12 protein-coding genes are annotated in these 14,658 nt (G+C 68.0%); all 12 read right to left on the bottom strand.

Annotated features, from left to right (window positions below; all coding sequences use genetic code 11):
* Positions 1–7: 7 nt before the first annotated feature.
* The 12 genes from AC07TY_RS03435 to uvrB all read right to left on the bottom strand — a co-directional run bounded on the left by AC07TY_RS03435 (position 8) and on the right by uvrB (position 14,627).
* Positions 8–379 (bottom strand): RNA polymerase-binding protein RbpA, encoded by a 372-nt coding sequence (locus tag AC07TY_RS03435; protein WP_123504551.1) that lies wholly within the window; start codon positions 377–379, stop codon positions 8–10.
* Positions 379–630 (bottom strand): preprotein translocase subunit SecG, encoded by a 252-nt coding sequence (secG, locus tag AC07TY_RS03430; RefSeq protein ID WP_123504552.1) that lies wholly within the window; start codon positions 628–630, stop codon positions 379–381. The genes AC07TY_RS03435 and secG overlap by 1 nt, the downstream gene beginning before the upstream one ends.
* Before the next feature lie 55 nt (positions 631–685).
* Entirely contained in the window at positions 686–1,474 is a 789-nt protein-coding gene (gene tpiA, locus AC07TY_RS03425; RefSeq protein WP_123504553.1) for a triose-phosphate isomerase, read from the bottom strand.
* The gene (locus AC07TY_RS03420; protein WP_494784330.1) at positions 1,468–2,679 is read right to left on the bottom strand and encodes a phosphoglycerate kinase; all 1,212 of its coding nucleotides are present in this window, start codon (positions 2,677–2,679) and stop codon (positions 1,468–1,470) included. Before AC07TY_RS03420 ends, tpiA begins: the two co-directional genes overlap by 7 nt.
* Positions 2,680–2,734: 55 nt before the next feature.
* Positions 2,735–3,739 (bottom strand): type I glyceraldehyde-3-phosphate dehydrogenase, encoded by a 1,005-nt coding sequence (gene gap / locus AC07TY_RS03415; protein ID WP_488626245.1) that lies wholly within the window; start codon positions 3,737–3,739, stop codon positions 2,735–2,737.
* A gap of 98 nt (positions 3,740–3,837) precedes the next feature.
* On the bottom strand, positions 3,838–4,461 hold the full coding sequence (locus AC07TY_RS03410; protein ID WP_123504556.1) for a superoxide dismutase: 624 nt from the start codon (positions 4,459–4,461) through the stop codon (positions 3,838–3,840).
* A gap of 167 nt (positions 4,462–4,628) precedes the next feature.
* Positions 4,629–5,609 carry a DNA-binding protein WhiA gene (whiA, locus tag AC07TY_RS03405; protein WP_123504557.1) on the bottom strand — a complete coding sequence of 327 codons (981 nt, stop codon included), beginning with the start codon at positions 5,607–5,609 and terminating at the stop codon, positions 4,629–4,631.
* 98 nt (positions 5,610–5,707) lie between these two features.
* The gene (rapZ, locus tag AC07TY_RS03400; RefSeq protein WP_488626246.1) at positions 5,708–6,607 is read right to left on the bottom strand and encodes an RNase adapter RapZ; all 900 of its coding nucleotides are present in this window, start codon (positions 6,605–6,607) and stop codon (positions 5,708–5,710) included.
* Positions 6,604–8,565, bottom strand: coding sequence for an excinuclease ABC subunit UvrC (gene uvrC / locus AC07TY_RS03395; RefSeq protein WP_494784329.1), 1,962 nt, complete (start codon positions 8,563–8,565; stop codon positions 6,604–6,606). Before uvrC ends, rapZ begins: the two co-directional genes overlap by 4 nt.
* Positions 8,566–8,574: 9 nt before the next feature.
* A complete protein-coding gene (gene uvrA / locus AC07TY_RS03390) occupies positions 8,575–11,502 on the bottom strand; it encodes an excinuclease ABC subunit UvrA (protein ID WP_494784552.1) in 2,928 nt (975 codons plus the stop codon).
* A gap of 154 nt (positions 11,503–11,656) precedes the next feature.
* A complete protein-coding gene (locus AC07TY_RS03385; protein WP_494784328.1) occupies positions 11,657–12,571 on the bottom strand; it encodes an SDR family NAD(P)-dependent oxidoreductase in 915 nt (304 codons plus the stop codon).
* Positions 12,561–14,627, bottom strand: coding sequence for an excinuclease ABC subunit UvrB (gene uvrB, locus AC07TY_RS03380; protein ID WP_123504562.1), 2,067 nt, complete (start codon positions 14,625–14,627; stop codon positions 12,561–12,563). Before uvrB ends, AC07TY_RS03385 begins: the two co-directional genes overlap by 11 nt.
* Positions 14,628–14,658: the final 31 nt, after the last annotated feature.

Here is a 14,658-nt window from a genome sequence, read left to right as displayed (position 1 = left end):
CGCGGCGCTACGCCTTCTTGGCCGGAACCTTGCCGCGACGCTGGCGGAGCTGCTGAAGCGCCTCGTCGAGGAGCTGTGCCGCCTCTTCTTCGGTGCGACGCTCTTTCACGTAGGCGAGGTGCGTCTTGTACGGCTCGAGCTTCGCGACGACAGGCGGGTTGTCTTTGTCGCGACCGGCCGGCAGGCCGCTCGAGGGCGAGTCGACCGTCTCGGGGATCTCTTCGTCGGGGACATTCGCCGCGAAGTGGCGGACGACCTCGTTGCCGAGGGCATCCCAGTAGGAGATAGTGATCCGCTCGGCGTGGAAGCCGCGGTCTTGTTCGCCCATGGGGCCTGCGCCGACGCGAGACCCACGGATTGCGCTGCCGCCTGAAGCCATTACGAACCTGCCGAGAACTTGGTGATGAGGCCGAGGACCACGATCGAGGTGATCCAGATCAGGCCGAGGATGACGGTGATGCGGTTGAGGTTGCGCTCTGCGACCCCCGACGCGCCGAGGTTGCTGGTGACGCCGCCGCCGAACATGTCGGAGAGGCCACCACCACGCCCGCGGTGAAGGAGGATGAGGAGGGTCAGCAGGAGGCTCGTGATGCCGAGCACCACCTGCAGTACGACCTGGAGAATTTGCACGGAGAACCTTTCGAGGGGCGGGCCGACAGCAATTATAACTGGACGGCCCGCTGTTTCAGACTCCGACGTGGTTCTGGTAGCGGATGATGCTCGCGAACTCGGTGATATCGAGGCTCGCACCGCCCACCAGCGCGCCGTCGACGTCGGGCTCGCGCATGAACGAGGCGATGTTCGACGCCTTCACGCTGCCGCCGTAGAGGACCCGCGTCGAGGCCGCGGCATCGGCTCCGAGGAGGTCGACCAGAGTCGCGCGGAGGGCGGCGCAGACCTGCTGGGCCTGGTCGGGCGTAGCCGCCTGGCCGGAGCCGATGGCCCACACGGGCTCGTAGGCGACGACGATCTCGGCAGAGGACGGAACGGCCGCCAGGGCGGCCTTGAGCTGGGCGACGGGCACGGCGCTCGGGCCGTGCTTCTCGAGATCGTCGGCCGTCTCGCCGACGCAGACGACCGGCACGAGGCCGTTGCGGTGAGCCGCGGCGACCTTGCTGGCCACGACCTCGTCGGACTCGAGGTGGATCGTGCGGCGTTCGGAGTGGCCGACGATGACGTACTTCACGGCGAGCTTTGACAGGAAGGCGCCCGAGATGTCGCCGGTGAAGGCTCCGGAGTCGTTGTCGGAGAGGTCCTGCGCACCCAGCTCGAGCTCGAGCTTGTCGGCGTCGATCAGGGTCTGCACGCTGCGGAGGTCGGTGAACGGGGGGAAGATCGCCGCCTCGACGGTAGCGGCATCGTGCTTCGCGTCTTTGAGGTTCCACGCGAGCTTCTGCACGAAGGCGATCGACTGCAGGTGGTCGAGGTTCATCTTCCAGTTGCCGGCGATGAGCGGGCGACGTGCGGTTACCATCCGAGGACCTCCAGTCCGGGGAGCTTCTTGCCCTCGAGGAACTCGAGGCTGGCGCCGCCGCCGGTCGAGATGTGACCGAACTGGTCGTCGTGGAACCCGAGGGCCCGGACGGCGGAGGCGGAGTCGCCGCCGCCGACGACACCGAGGGCGGAGACCTCGGTCAGCGCCTGGGCGACGGTCTTGGTGCCGGCGGCGAACGCGTCGAACTCGAACACGCCCATGGGGCCGTTCCAGAAGACGGTGGTGGACGCCGTGATGATGTCGGCGAACGCCTTCGCCGTGTCGGGGCCGATGTCGAGTCCGATGCCGTCCGCTCCGAAGCCGGTGGACTCGATCGCGTCGGCTGCGACCGTCTCGTGCTCGGCATCGGCCGAGAAGCCGGAGGCGACCACGACATCGGTCGGCAGGACGAGGTCGATGCCGCGCGACTCCGCGTCGGCGATGTAGCCGCGGACCCGGTCGAGCTGGTCGGCCTCGAGCAGGCTCTTGCCCACGGCGTGGCCCTGGGCCGCGAGGAACGTGAAGAGCATTCCGCCGCCGATCAGGAGATTGTCGACTCGAGGGAGCAGGTGCTCGATGACGCCGAGCTTGTCGGAGACCTTCGAGCCTCCGAGCACGACCGTGTAGGGGCGCTCGGGGTTCTCGGTCAGGCGGTCGAGAACCTTCAGCTCGGTCTCGATGAGCGAGCCTGCCGCGCTCGGGAGGAGCTGCGGCAGGTCGTACACGCTGGCCTGCTTTCGGTGCACGACACCAAAGCCGTCCGAGACGAAGGCCTCGCCGAGAGCTGCGAGCTCCGCGGCGAAGGCCTTCCTCTCGTCGTCGCTCTTCGACGTCTCGGCAGCCTGGAACCGGAGGTTCTCGAGCACCGTGATCTGGCCGTCGGTCATCGCCATGACCGCGTCGGTCGTGGCCTGACCGGTCGTCTCGGGGGCGAAGCCCACCGACTTGACCAGCAGCTCGCTCAGTCGCTGGGCGACCGGCGCGAGGCTGTATTCGGGCTTGACCTCGCCGTCGGGGCGGCCGAGGTGCGAGATCACGATGACTCGTGCACCCGCGTTGATCAGGGTGTTCAAGGTTCCCAGCGAAGCGCGGACGCGACCGTCGTCGGTGATCACGCCGTCTTTCAACGGCACGTTCAGGTCGCAGCGGACGATGACGCGCTTGCCGGAGAGGGTTCCGAGGGAGTCGAGGGTACGAAGAGGCATTGAGTGGCCTGTCTCTGTTCTAGATCGCAGACGTCTGGGCAGTCGTGAGACTAGCTCAGAGCTTGGCGGCGACGTACTCGGCGAGGTCGACGAGACGGTTCGAGTAGCCCCACTCGTTGTCGTACCACGACGTGATCTTGACCATGTTGCCGATGACCTTGGTCAGTCCCGAGTCGTAGATGGACGAGTGCGGGTCGGTGCGGATGTCGCTGGACACCAGGGGGTCTTCGGAGTAGAGCAGGATGCCCTTGAGGGGACCCTCAGCGGCCTCCTTGTAGGCGGCGTTGATCTCGTCGACCGTGACGGGGGTCTCGGTGACCAGCGTGACGTCGGTGATCGAGCCGGTCGGCACCGGGACGCGCAGGGCGTAGCCGTCGAGCTTGCCGGCGAGCTCGGGGAGGACGAGGCCGATGGCCTTGGCCGCACCGGTCGAGGTCGGGACGATGTTGAGCGCTGCGGCGCGGGCACGGCGCGGGTCGCTGTGCGGGCCGTCCTGGAGGTTCTGGTCGGCCGTGTAGGCGTGGACCGTCGTCATGAGGCCTCGCTCGACGCCGAACTTGTCGAGGAAGACCTTCATGAGCGGCGCAAGGCTGTTCGTGGTGCACGACGCGTTGGAGATGATGTGGTGGTTGGCGGGGTCGTACTGGTCTTCGTTCACGCCCAGGACGATCGTGACGTCGTCGCCCGTCGCGGGGGCGGAGATGATGACCTTCTTGGCACCGGCGTCGATGTGCTTCCTGGCGGCCTCGGCCTTGGTGAAGAAGCCGGTCGACTCGATGACGATGTCGACACCCAGCTCGCCCCAGGGGAGGTTGGCGGGGTCGCGCTCGGCGAGGACCTTGATCGGCTTGCCGTTGACGACGATGCTGTCGCCGTCGAGCTCGACGGTCGCGTCGAGGCGGCCCGTGATCGAGTCGAACTTCAGGAGGTTGGCGAGGGCTGCGTTGTCGGTGAGGTCGTTGACCGCGACGATCTCGAGGTCGCTGCCCTTGGCGAGTGCGGCGCGGAAGTAGTTACGGCCGATGCGGCCGAAGCCGTTGATACCGATCTTGACGCTCAATGGATCTCCAGTTTTTCAGGCGCCGGGAGGCGCTTCGTGATGGGGCTTGTGGCTATGAAAGACGAGCTGTGGGCCTCTACGACAGTAGCGCAGAGGGGTCAGAGGACGATGAGGCCGTCGGTCTTGGTCGTGGCGGCTGTGTAGCGGTCCTGGACGTTCTGCCAGGAGACGATGTTCCAGAACGCCTTGATGTAATCGGCGCGGACGTTCTTGTAGTCGAGGTAGTAGGCGTGCTCCCAGACGTCGAGCATCAGCAGGGGCACGAGGCCGAAGGGCACGTTGCCCTGCTGGTCGAAGAGCTGGAAGATGCTGAGCTTCTGGCCGACGATGTCGTAGGCGAGGACGGCCCAGCCGGAGCCCTGGACGCCGAGGCCGACCGCGGTGAAGTGCGCGACGAACTGGTCGAACGAGCCGAACTGGTCGTCGATGACGGACGCGAGGTCGCCGGTGGGCTTGTCGCCGCCGTCCGGGGACATGTTGGTCCAGAAGATGGAGTGGTTGACGTGGCCGCCGAGGTTGAACGCCAGGTCTTTCTCGAGCTTGTTGACGTTCGCGAGGTTGCCGCTCTCGCGGGCTTCGGCGAGCGCCGCGTTGGCGGTGTTCGCGCCGGCGACGTAGGTCGCGTGGTGCTTGGAGTGGTGCAGCTCCATGATCTGGCCCGAGATGCTCGGCGCGAGGGCCGAGTAGTCGTACGCAAGGTCGGGAAGAGTGTATTCGGCCATCGTCGTCTCCTAGCTAGCGGTGCGGTTCGGTGCTGACTGGCCCAGTGTAGTGACGGCTCAGCGAACGGTGATCGCGCGCGACGCAAACCTTCAGGAAACCCCGGGGGGTGCCTGACCAAACTCGTGGGTGCCGGTCGGAGAGTTCCTGCGCCCCGGTGTTCGGTCGGCTAGTCGAGGTCGAGGTCGGCCGGCAGGTTCGCCTCGGTGCCTGGGATGCCGTCGTCGGCGGCCTTCTTGTCGGCCATCGCGAGGAGGCGGCGGATGCGGCCGGCGACGGCGTCTTTCGTCATCGGCGGGTCGGCGTGGTGGCCGAGCTCGTCGAGGCTCGCGTCGCGGTGCGCGAGGCGGAGCTCGCCGGCGTAGCGGAGGTGGTCGGGGATCTCGTCGCCGAGGATCTCCATGGCGCGGTCGACGCGGGCGCAGGCGGCGACGGCGGCCTGGGCCGAACGGCGGAGGTTCGCGTCGTCGAAGTTGACCAGGCGATTGGCCGTGGCGCGGACCTCGCGGCGCTGACGGAGCTCCTCCCAGTCGCTGACGCTCTTCTCGGCGCCCATCTGCTTGAGCATGGCGCTGATCGACTCGCCGTCGCGGATGACGACTCGGTGGACGCCGCGGACCTCGCGGGCCTTCGCGGCGATGCCGAGGCGGCCTGCGGCGCCGACGAGAGCCATGGCGGCCTCGTTTCCGGGGCAGACGACCTCGAGAGCTGCCGAGCGGCCCGGGTCGGTGAGCGAGCCCTGAGCGAGGAAGGCGCCGCGCCAGATAGCGGCGAGGTCTTCGCGGGAGCCGGTCGTGAGGCGGTTGGGGAGGCCGCGCACGGGGCGGCGTCGGGCGTCCATCAGACCGGTCTGGCGCGCGAGGGTCTCGCCCGCCTCGTGGACGCGGACGAGGTAGTGGCTGGTGCGGCGGAGGCCGGTCGCGGCGATCACCGAGACGTCGCTGCGGGCACCGTAGAGCTCGGCGAGGTCTTTGCGGACCCGACGGGCGAGCAGCGCGCTGTCGAGCTCGGCCTCGACGGCGATGCGCCCCGAGATGACATGCAGACCGCCGGCGAATCGAAGAACCGTGGCGACCTCGGCCGCTCGGACCGTGGTCTTCTGGACCTCCACTCGCGCGAGTTCTTCTTTGACGTCGGCGGTTTGAGCCACAGCGGTTCCTCACATGTTTCGGGATGGGTGCTTCGCTGGCGAAGCGGTCGGGGTGCCGACCTCGGCAGGCACGGGCAACGGCTGGGCCGATCGCGGGATCACTCGCGACCGAGGTCGCGGTGCTTCACGCTGACGGCTACTCCCGGGAGTCCGCGCAGATGCGCGGCCAGCTCGCCGACGAGGGTCACCGATCGGTGTTTTCCGCCCGTACAGCCGATAGCGATCGTAGCGTGTCTCTTGTTCTCGCGCTGATAGCCGGCCATCACAGGCTCGAGGGCGGCGCCGAACGCCACGATGAACTGGCGCGCCCCCGGTTGCCCCAGGACGTACTGCTGGACGTCGTCGTCGAGTCCGTTGTGCGCCCGGAGCTCGGGCACCCAGTAGGGGTTCGGCAGGAAGCGCGCGTCTCCGATCATGTCGGCGTCGGTCGGCAGTCCGTACTTGAAGCCGAAGCTCAGGACGGTGACCTGCACCCCGGGGGTCTCGGGGGCGGCGAACTTCTCGGTGATCGTGGTCGCGAGCTGGTGGATGTTCAGCTCGGAGGTGTCGATGATGATGTCGCTCGACTCGCGGAGCTCTTCCATGCGGCTGCGCTCGGCGAGGATGCCGTCGAGGAGCGTGCCGTCGCCCTGGAGCGGGTGCGGACGGCGGACCTGCTCGAATCGGCGGACCAGGGCGGCGTCGGTCGCGTCGAGGAACAGCACGCGCACCTTCTGCGGCATGGACTCCTGCAGCGCCCGCACGGCCTCCTGCGCCTCGGAGAAGAGGCGGCCGCCGCGCACGTCGACCACGGCGGCGACCTTCGGGAGGGAGTCGCCCGCGCGTTCGGCGAGGTCGATCAGAGGTCGCAGCATCTGGGCGGGCAGATTGTCGACCACGTACCAGCCGAGGTCTTCGAGGGCGTTGCCGACAGTGGAGCGGCCGGCGCCCGACATTCCGCTGACGATCAGGACGTCCTGTTGCTCGGCGGCGCTCGGGGCTCCTGCGGTGTCCGTCACGCCTCGCCCTCCGTCGTGGTCGAGACGAGTGTATCGGCAGGCTCCTCCGTCGAGGCGGGATTCGCGGCCTGAGCACCGCCGCCGAGCGTCGCGACGATGCTGTCGGCGAGCTTCGGCCCGATGCCCTTCACCTCGGCGATGTCGTGAGCGGTCGCGGTCTTCAAGCGCGAGACCGAGCCGAAGTGCTTGAGCAGCGTGGCGACCCGGGCGGCGCCGAGACCGGGGATCTCGGAGAGCTGCGTCGCCACGTCCTTCTTGCGCTTCTGCCGCTGGAAGGTGATCGCGAAGCGGTGCGCCTCGTCGCGGATCCGCTGGATCAGGAAGAGCGCGTCGGAGTTGCGCGGAAGGATCACCGGGAAGTCGTCGTCGGGCAGCCAGATCTCCTCCAGCCGCTTGGCGATGCCGCAGAGCTGGATGCCGGTGACGCCGAGGTCGTCCATCGCGCGCTGAGCCGCGGCGACCTGCGGCTGGCCGCCGTCGACGATCAGGAGGTTCGGGCGGTAGGCGAAGCGCTTGCGCTGCTCCCCCACCTCCTCGACGGGCGCCAGCTCGTCGTCGAGGCGGGCCAGGCGCCTCGTGAGCGTCTGGTGGATCGACTCGGTGTCGTCGGTCGACGACGGGATGCTGAACCGTCGGTACTGGTCTTTGCGAGGCAGGCCGTCTTCGAAGACGACCATCGAGGCGACGATGTTGGTGCCCTGCAGGTGCGAGACGTCGTAGCACTCCATCCGCAGGGGCGCCTCGTCCATGCCGAGGGCCTCCTGGATGTCGGCCAGCGCGGTCGAGCGCGTCGCGAAGTCGGCGCTCCTCCGAGTCTTGTAGAGCATGAGCGCTTGTCCGGCGTTGATCGCCGCGGTCTGCATCAGGTTCGCCTTGTCACCGCGCTCCGGCGTGTGAAGCGCCACTCGGCCTCGGACCCGGCCGTCGGCGCTGCCCTCGCGTCGCAGGTCGGTCAGCCATGTCTCGAGGGCCTCCGCGTCGTCGGGCAGTGCCGGCACCACGATCTCGCGCGGCAGGTCGCCGCCTTTGCTGTAGACGTCTTGAACGGCCTGCTCGACGATGTCGCCGGTCGAGATGTCGATCTCTTTGTCGAGCACCCACGCCCGGGCCCCGCGGATGCGGCCGCCGCGCACGGTGAAGAGCTGCACGGCCGCCGCGAGCTCGTCTTCCGCGACGGCGAACAGGTCGAGATCGACGGAATCGCGCAGGACCACGGCCGACTTCTCGAGCACGGCCTCGAGGGCGCCCACCTGGTCGCGGTACAGAGCGGCCTCCTCGTACCGCTGCTCTTCGGCGGCGACCTTCATCAGGCGCTGCCGCTCGGCGATCACCTTGCGGTCGTAGCTGCCCATGAAGCGCACGAACTCGTCGACGATCGCCCGGTGCTCCTCGACGGTGACCCGCCCCGAGCACGGCCCTCCGCAGCGGCCGATCTGCCCGGGAAAGCACGGCTTGCCCGTCTCCATGGCCTTCTTGTAGCTGGAGTCGGAGCAGGTGCGGATCGGGAACACCTTGATCATCAGGTCGATCGTGTCGTGCACGGCCCAGATCTTGGGGAAGGGCCCGAAGTACTTGGCGCCCTTGATCTTCGTGTTGCGCGACACCATCACCCGCGGCGCCTCGTCGGCCAGGGTGATCGCCATGAAGGGGTAGGTCTTGTCGTCGCGGAACTTGACGTTGAAGGGCGGGTCGAACTCCTTGATCCAGGTGTACTCGAGCTGGAGCGCCTCGATGTCGGTGCCGACGACGGTCCAGTCGACGCTCCGCGCGGTCAGCACCATGCGCCGCGTGCGCTCGTGCAGCGACGGAAGCGGCGCGAAGTAGTTGCTCAGACGCGCGCGGAGGTTCTTCGCCTTGCCCACGTAGAGCACCCGGCCGCGTTCGTCGCGCCAGCGGTAGACGCCCGGCTGGGTAGGGATGTCGCCCGCCTTCGGGCGCCAGGAAACGGTGTTCGCCATGGGGTGGGCCTACTTCGCCAGCGCCTTCGCGCGGGGCGCACGCGCCCGCACCTTGGCCGGCGCCGGGATCTCGCCACGCGGGATGGACAGGATCTCGGCCAGGAACCGCCCGGTGTGGCTCTCCGGGACCGCCGCGAGATGCTCGGGCGTGCCCGTAGCGAGCACGCGCCCTCCGCCGGCGCCGCCCTCGGGGCCCATGTCGATGAGCCAGTCGGCCGACTTGATCACGTCGAGGTTGTGCTCGATCGTGATGACCGTGTTGCCCTTCTCGACGAGGCCGTTCAGCACCAGCAGGAGCTTGCGGACGTCTTCGAAGTGCAGCCCGGTGGTCGGCTCGTCGAGCACGTAGATGCTGCGGCCGTTCGAGCGCTTCTGGAGCTCGGTGGCCAGTTTCACGCGCTGCGCCTCGCCGCCCGACAGCGTGGTCGCGCTCTGCCCGAGACGGACGTAGCCGAGCCCGACGTCGACCAGCGTGGTCATGAACCGCGAGATCGCCGAGATCGGCGCGAAGAACTCGGCCGCCTCGCTGATCGGCATGTCGAGCACCTCGGAGATGTTCTTGCCCTTGTAGTGCACCTGGAGCGTGTCGCGGTTGTAGCGGTCGCCGTGGCAGACCTCGCACGCGACGTAGACGTCGGGCAGGAAGTTCATCTCGATCTTGATCGTGCCGTCGCCCGCGCAGTTCTCGCAGCGGCCGCCCTTGACGTTGAAGCTGAACCGGCCGGGCAGGTAGCCGCGCGCCTTCGCCTCGACGGTCTCGGCGAAGAGGTTGCGGATCTTGTCGAAGACGCCGGTGTAGGTCGCGGGGTTCGAGCGCGGCGTGCGGCCGATGGGCGCCTGGTCGACGTGCACGACCTTGTCGAGGTTGTCGAGCCCGGTGACGCGGGTGTGCTTGCCGGGGATCTGCCGGGCGCCGTTGAGCTGGTTGGCGAGCACCTTGTAGAGGATGTCGTTCACGAGCGACGACTTGCCCGAGCCGCTCACTCCCGTCACGGCCACGAAGGCGCCGAGCGGGAACTCGACCGTGACGTCGTGCAGGTTGTTGGCCTTGGCCCCGACGACCGTGATCTTACGGGCCGGGTCGAGGGCGCGACGGCTCGTCGGCGTCTCGATCGAGCGTCGGCCGGCCAGGTAGTCGCCGGTGTACGACGACGTGTTCGCCAGCAGCTCGTCGTAGCCGCCCGAGTGCACGACCGTGCCGCCGTTGACGCCCGCGCCCGGACCGATGTCGACGATCCAGTCGGCGGTGCGGATGGTGTCTTCGTCGTGCTCGACGACGATCAGCGTGTTGCCGAGGTTCTTGAGCTTGACGAGAGTGTCGATGAGGCGGCGGTTGTCTCGCTGGTGCAGGCCGATGGAGGGTTCGTCGAGCACGTACAGCACGCCCGTGAGACCTGATCCGATCTGGGTGGCCAGACGGATGCGCTGCGCCTCGCCGCCCGAGAGCGAGCCCGCCGATCGCGACAGAGACAGGTAGGTGAGGCCCACTTCGAGCAGGAACTCGAGTCTGACGCGGATCTCGCGCAGCACCTGGGCGGCGATGCGGGCTTCGCGTGCGGTGAGCTCGACGGTGTTCATGAACGAGAACGCGTCGGTGAGGCTGAGCTCGGACACGTCGGCGATGTTGCGCCCGTCGACGAGCACGGCCAGCACCTCGGGCTTGAGGCGCTTGCCCTTGCAGACGACGCAGGGGATCTCGCGGAGGTAGCTGGCGTAGCGCTGGCGCTGCGAGTCGCTCTCGGCTTCGGCGTACTTGCGCTCGATGTAGGGCATGACGCCCTCGAAGCCGGTGGAGTACTTCATCTCGCGGCCGAAGCGGTTGCGGTAGCGCACCGTGACCTCGAAGTCGTTGCCCTCGAGCACCGCTTTCTTCACCTCGGCCGAGAGGTCGCGCCACGGCGTCTTGAGCGAGAAGCCGAGGTCGCCCGAGAGGCCTTCGAGGAGCTTCTGGAAGTAGTTGTAGAGGCCCTTGCCCGACTGGGTCCAGGGCAGGATCACGCCCTCGGCGAGGCTCAGCTCGTCGTCCCCCAGCAGGAGGTCGGAGTCGACCGACATCTTCGTTCCGAGGCCGGAGCACTCGGGGCACGCGCCGAACGGCGCGTTGAACGAGAAGGTCCGGGGCTCGATCTCGGTGAGCTGGACGGGGTGGCCGTTCGGGCACGAGAGCTTCTCAGAGAATGTGCGGAACGCTGCCGGGCCCGTCTCGTCGACGAAGTTGATGGTCACGAGGCCGTCGGTGAGGCGGAGCGCCGTCTCGAGGGAGTCGGTGAGGCGCGAGAGGACGTCGTCGGAGGCGACCAGGCGATCGATGACCACCGAGATGTCGTGCTTGATCTGCTTCTTCAGAACCGGCGGCGAGCTGAGCTGGATCTGCTCGCCGTCGACGATCGCTCGCGAGTAGCCCGACGAGGCCAGCTCTTTGAAGAGGTCGACGAACTCGCCCTTCTTCTGCGACACGATGGGGCTGAGCACCTGGTACCGGCGGCCCGTCTCGAGCGTCATCAGCTGATCGGCGATCTGCTGGACCGTCTGCTTGCTGATCGTCTCACCGCAGACGGCGCAGTGGGCGATTCCGATGCGGGCCCAGAGCAGGCGCATGTAGTCGTAGATCTCGGTGATCGTGCCGACGGTCGACCGCGGGTTGCGGTTGGTCGACTTCTGGTCGATCGAGACGGCGGGGCTGAGGCCCTCGATGAAGTCGACGTCGGGTCGATCCACCTGGCCCAGGAACTGCCGCGCGTACGCCGACAGGGACTCGACATAGCGGCGCTGGCCCTCGGCGAAGATCGTGTCGAACGCGAGGGACGACTTGCCCGAGCCGCTCAGGCCGGTGAACACCACGAGCGAGTCGCGCGGGATCGCGAGGTCGACGTTCTGCAGGTTGTGGACTCGTGCGCCGCGGACTGTCAGAGTCGAGACGTCGCCGGGGTCGGTGATCGAGGCGGAGACGACGGCCGGGGTCAGGACCGTCTCAGCCGCTGGTGCGGCCTTCTTCGGAGCCTTGGAGGAAGTCTTCTTGGGGGTCTGCGCGGGTGAAGTCGACACTGTGTCCATTCTACGGCGTTCGGATTTCGGAAGTCGGCGGGCGGTCTCAGTCGACAGAGGGCTGCACCCGGGTGAGGCGGACGGAGAGGTTCCAGAGGCGGGTCGCCGCCTTGCGGCCGTGCGCGTGCTTCTTGGCCCGCACGACGGCGGGGGCGCCGGTCAGCTGGAACCAGCCGTCGGGCCCCCAGTACTCTCCACCCTGCGCATCGGCGCCGACGGCGGCGTGCGCCAAGGGCCGCGCGCCCTGGTCTTTACCCTGCGAGACCGTCCGCATGAGGCCGATGATCGGGGCGGGGAGCCAGCGGCGCCGGACGATGCCGGGCCGGCGCTCGGTCAGGTTCTCGAGAGCGAAGCCGGGATGGGCGACGACGCTTCGGACGCTCGAGCCCGAGGCGCGGAGTCGCCGGTCGAGGTCGAACCCGAAGGTCATCACGGCGAGCTTCGACCGCGCGTACGCGACGTAGCCGCGGTAGCGGGTCACCATCATCGGGTCGTCGAGATCGAGTCGCACCCAGCGGTGGCTGATGCTGCCGAGGTGCACGATGCGCCCGGCCTTTGCGGCCTTCAGTGCCGGCATCAGGTGCGAGATCAGCGCGAAGTGGCCGAGGTGGTTGGTACCGAACTGCAGCTCGAAGCCGTCGGAGGTCGTCGCTCGCGACGGCGAGCCGACGACGCCGGCGTTGGCCACGAGCACGTCGACCGGGCCGCCCGCGCGGATCTCTGCGGCGGCCGTGCGGATCGACTCCAGGTTCGCGAGGTCGGCGATGACGACTTCGAGCTGTGCGTCCGGCAGGCGGGAGCGGATGCTGTCGACAGCCGCCTGCGCGCGGGCCGCGTCACGGCATGCCAGGATGACCACCGCGCCGGTGGCGGCGAGCTGCTCGGTGACGAAGTAGCCGAGACCTGCGTTCGCTCCAGTGACGACGACCCGGAGGCGCGGCGCCCCGGGCTCAGCGGACATGGCCCGCGGCCTCCATCTGCCGGAGGTCTTTCTTGAGGTCGGCGACCTCGTCGCGCAGGCGGCCGGCCAGCTCGAACTTGAGCTCTGCAGCGGCCTGCAGCATCTGCTCGTTGAGGTCGGCGATGATCGTCTCGAGCCCGCCGGCCGCACCGGCCGCCATGCCCTCGCGGCGGAGGTTCGGCGTCGGGGCGCGCTTGCCGCCCTGGCGGCCGGCGAGCAGCTCGGCCGTGTCGGCTCCTTCGCGGGCGAGCACCGCGGTGATGTCGGCGATCTTCTTGCGGAGCGGCTGCGGATCGATGCCGCGCTCGAGGTTGTAGGCGACCTGCTTCTCGCGGCGACGGTCCGTCTCGTCGAGCGCCTGCTTCATCGAGTCGGTCATCTTGTCGGCGTACATGTGCACCTCGCCCGAGACGTTGCGGGCGGCACGGCCGATCGTCTGGATCAGCGAGGTGGACGAGCGGAGGAAGCCCTCCTTGTCGGCGTCGAGGATGGCCACGAGCGACACCTCCGGGAGGTCGAGGCCCTCGCGCAGCAGGTTGATGCCGACGAGGACGTCGTAGACGCCCTGCCGCAGCTCGGTGAGGAGCTCGACACGACGGAGCGTGTCGACATCGGAGTGCAGGTAGCGCACCCGTACCCCCGCTTCGGTGAAGAAGTCGGTGAGCTCTTCGGCCATCTTCTTCGTCAGGGTCGTCACCAGGACGCGCTCGTCGCGCTCGGTGCGGAGTCGGATCTCTTCGAGGAGGTCGTCGATCTGCCCCTCCGACGGCTTGATGACGATCTTCGGGTCGATGAGGCCTGTCGGACGGATGATCTGCTCGACCACGCTGTCGGTGATGCCGAGCTCATAGCGGCCCGGCGTCGCCGACAGGTAGACCTTCTGGCCGACCCGGTCGAGGAACTCGTCGAATTTGAGCGGCCGGTTGTCGAGCGCGCTCGGCAGGCGGAACCCGTGATCAACGAGAGTGCGCTTGCGCGACGCGTCACCCTCGTACATGGCGCCGATCTGCGGCACGGTGACGTGCGACTCATCGATCACGACGAGGAAGTCGTCGGCGAAGTAGTCGAGCAGGCAGTGCGGCGCCTCGCCCGGCGAGCGGCCGTCGATGTGGGCCGAGTAGTTCTCGATGCCGTTGCAGAAGCCGATCTGCTCCATCATCTCGAGGTCGAACGTGGTGCGCATGCGCAGACGCTGCGACTCGAGGAGCTTGCCCTGCTTGTCGAGTTCTTCGAGCCGCACGGCGAGCTCTTCTTTGATCGTGCCGATGGCGCGGTGCATCACGTCGGTGCCGGCCACGTAGTGCGAGCCGGGGAACACCGAGACGGCCTCGACGGTGCGCACGACGTCGCCGGTCAGAGGGTGGAGGTAGTAGAGCGCCTCGATCTCGTCGCCGAACATCTCGATGCGCACGGCGAGCTCCTCGTACATCGGGATGATCTCGATCGTGTCGCCGCGCACGCGGAAGTTGCCACGCGAGAAGTCGATGTCGTTGCGCTGGTACTGCATGGCGACGAAGCGCCGGATCAGCTGGTCGCGCGGGATCTGCATGCCGACCTGGAGCGCGATCATCGCCTCCATGTAGCCCTCGGGCGTACCGAGGCCGTAGATGCAGGAGACGGTCGAGACCACGATGACGTCGCGCCGGCTGAGCAGCGAGTTCGTGGTCGAGTGGCGCAGGCGCTCGACTTCGGCGTTGACCGAGGAGTCTTTCTCGATGAAGGTGTCGGTCTGCGGGACGTACGCCTCGGGCTGGTAGTAGTCGTAGTACGAGACGAAGTACTCGACGGCGTTGTTCGGGAACAGCTCCCGGAACTCGTTGGCCAGCTGGGCGGCGAGCGTCTTGTTGTGGGCCAGCACCAGGGTCGGACGCTGCACGGCCTCGACGAGCCACGCGGTCGTCGCGGACTTGCCGGTACCGGTTGCGCCGAGAAGCACGACGTCGGTCTCACCGGCGTTGATTCGGCCGGCGAGTTCAGCGATAGCGGCTGGTTGATCGCCGCTCGGCTGGTACTCGCTGACCACTTCGAAGGGGCGGACGCTGCGAGTCGGTTCCATAGAACAAGTCTACGAGTGGCCACCGACACTC

Source organism: Frondihabitans sp. GW821-FHT04F02 (assembly GCF_059420045.1).
Note: the sequence above shows the minus strand (reverse complement) of the source record. Positions and strands in the feature narration are given on the sequence as shown.

What these genes read in the sequence shown, in the direction of transcription:
- tpiA (WP_123504553.1), bottom strand. Translation starts at nt 1,474, where the DNA reads ATGGTAACCGCACGTCGCCCGCTCATCGCCGGCAACTGGAAGATGAAC.
- AC07TY_RS03385 (WP_494784328.1), bottom strand. Translation starts at nt 12,571, where the DNA reads ATGTCCGCTGAGCCCGGGGCGCCGCGCCTCCGGGTCGTCGTCACTGGA.
- uvrC (WP_494784329.1), bottom strand. Translation starts at nt 8,565, where the DNA reads ATGGCGAACACCGTTTCCTGGCGCCCGAAGGCGGGCGACATCCCTACC.
- uvrB (WP_123504562.1), bottom strand. Translation starts at nt 14,627, where the DNA reads ATGGAACCGACTCGCAGCGTCCGCCCCTTCGAAGTGGTCAGCGAGTAC.
- AC07TY_RS03410 (WP_123504556.1), bottom strand. Translation starts at nt 4,461, where the DNA reads ATGGCCGAATACACTCTTCCCGACCTTGCGTACGACTACTCGGCCCTC.
- AC07TY_RS03435 (WP_123504551.1), bottom strand. Translation starts at nt 379, where the DNA reads ATGGCTTCAGGCGGCAGCGCAATCCGTGGGTCTCGCGTCGGCGCAGGC.
- AC07TY_RS03420 (WP_494784330.1), bottom strand. Translation starts at nt 2,679, where the DNA reads ATGCCTCTTCGTACCCTCGACTCCCTCGGAACCCTCTCCGGCAAGCGC.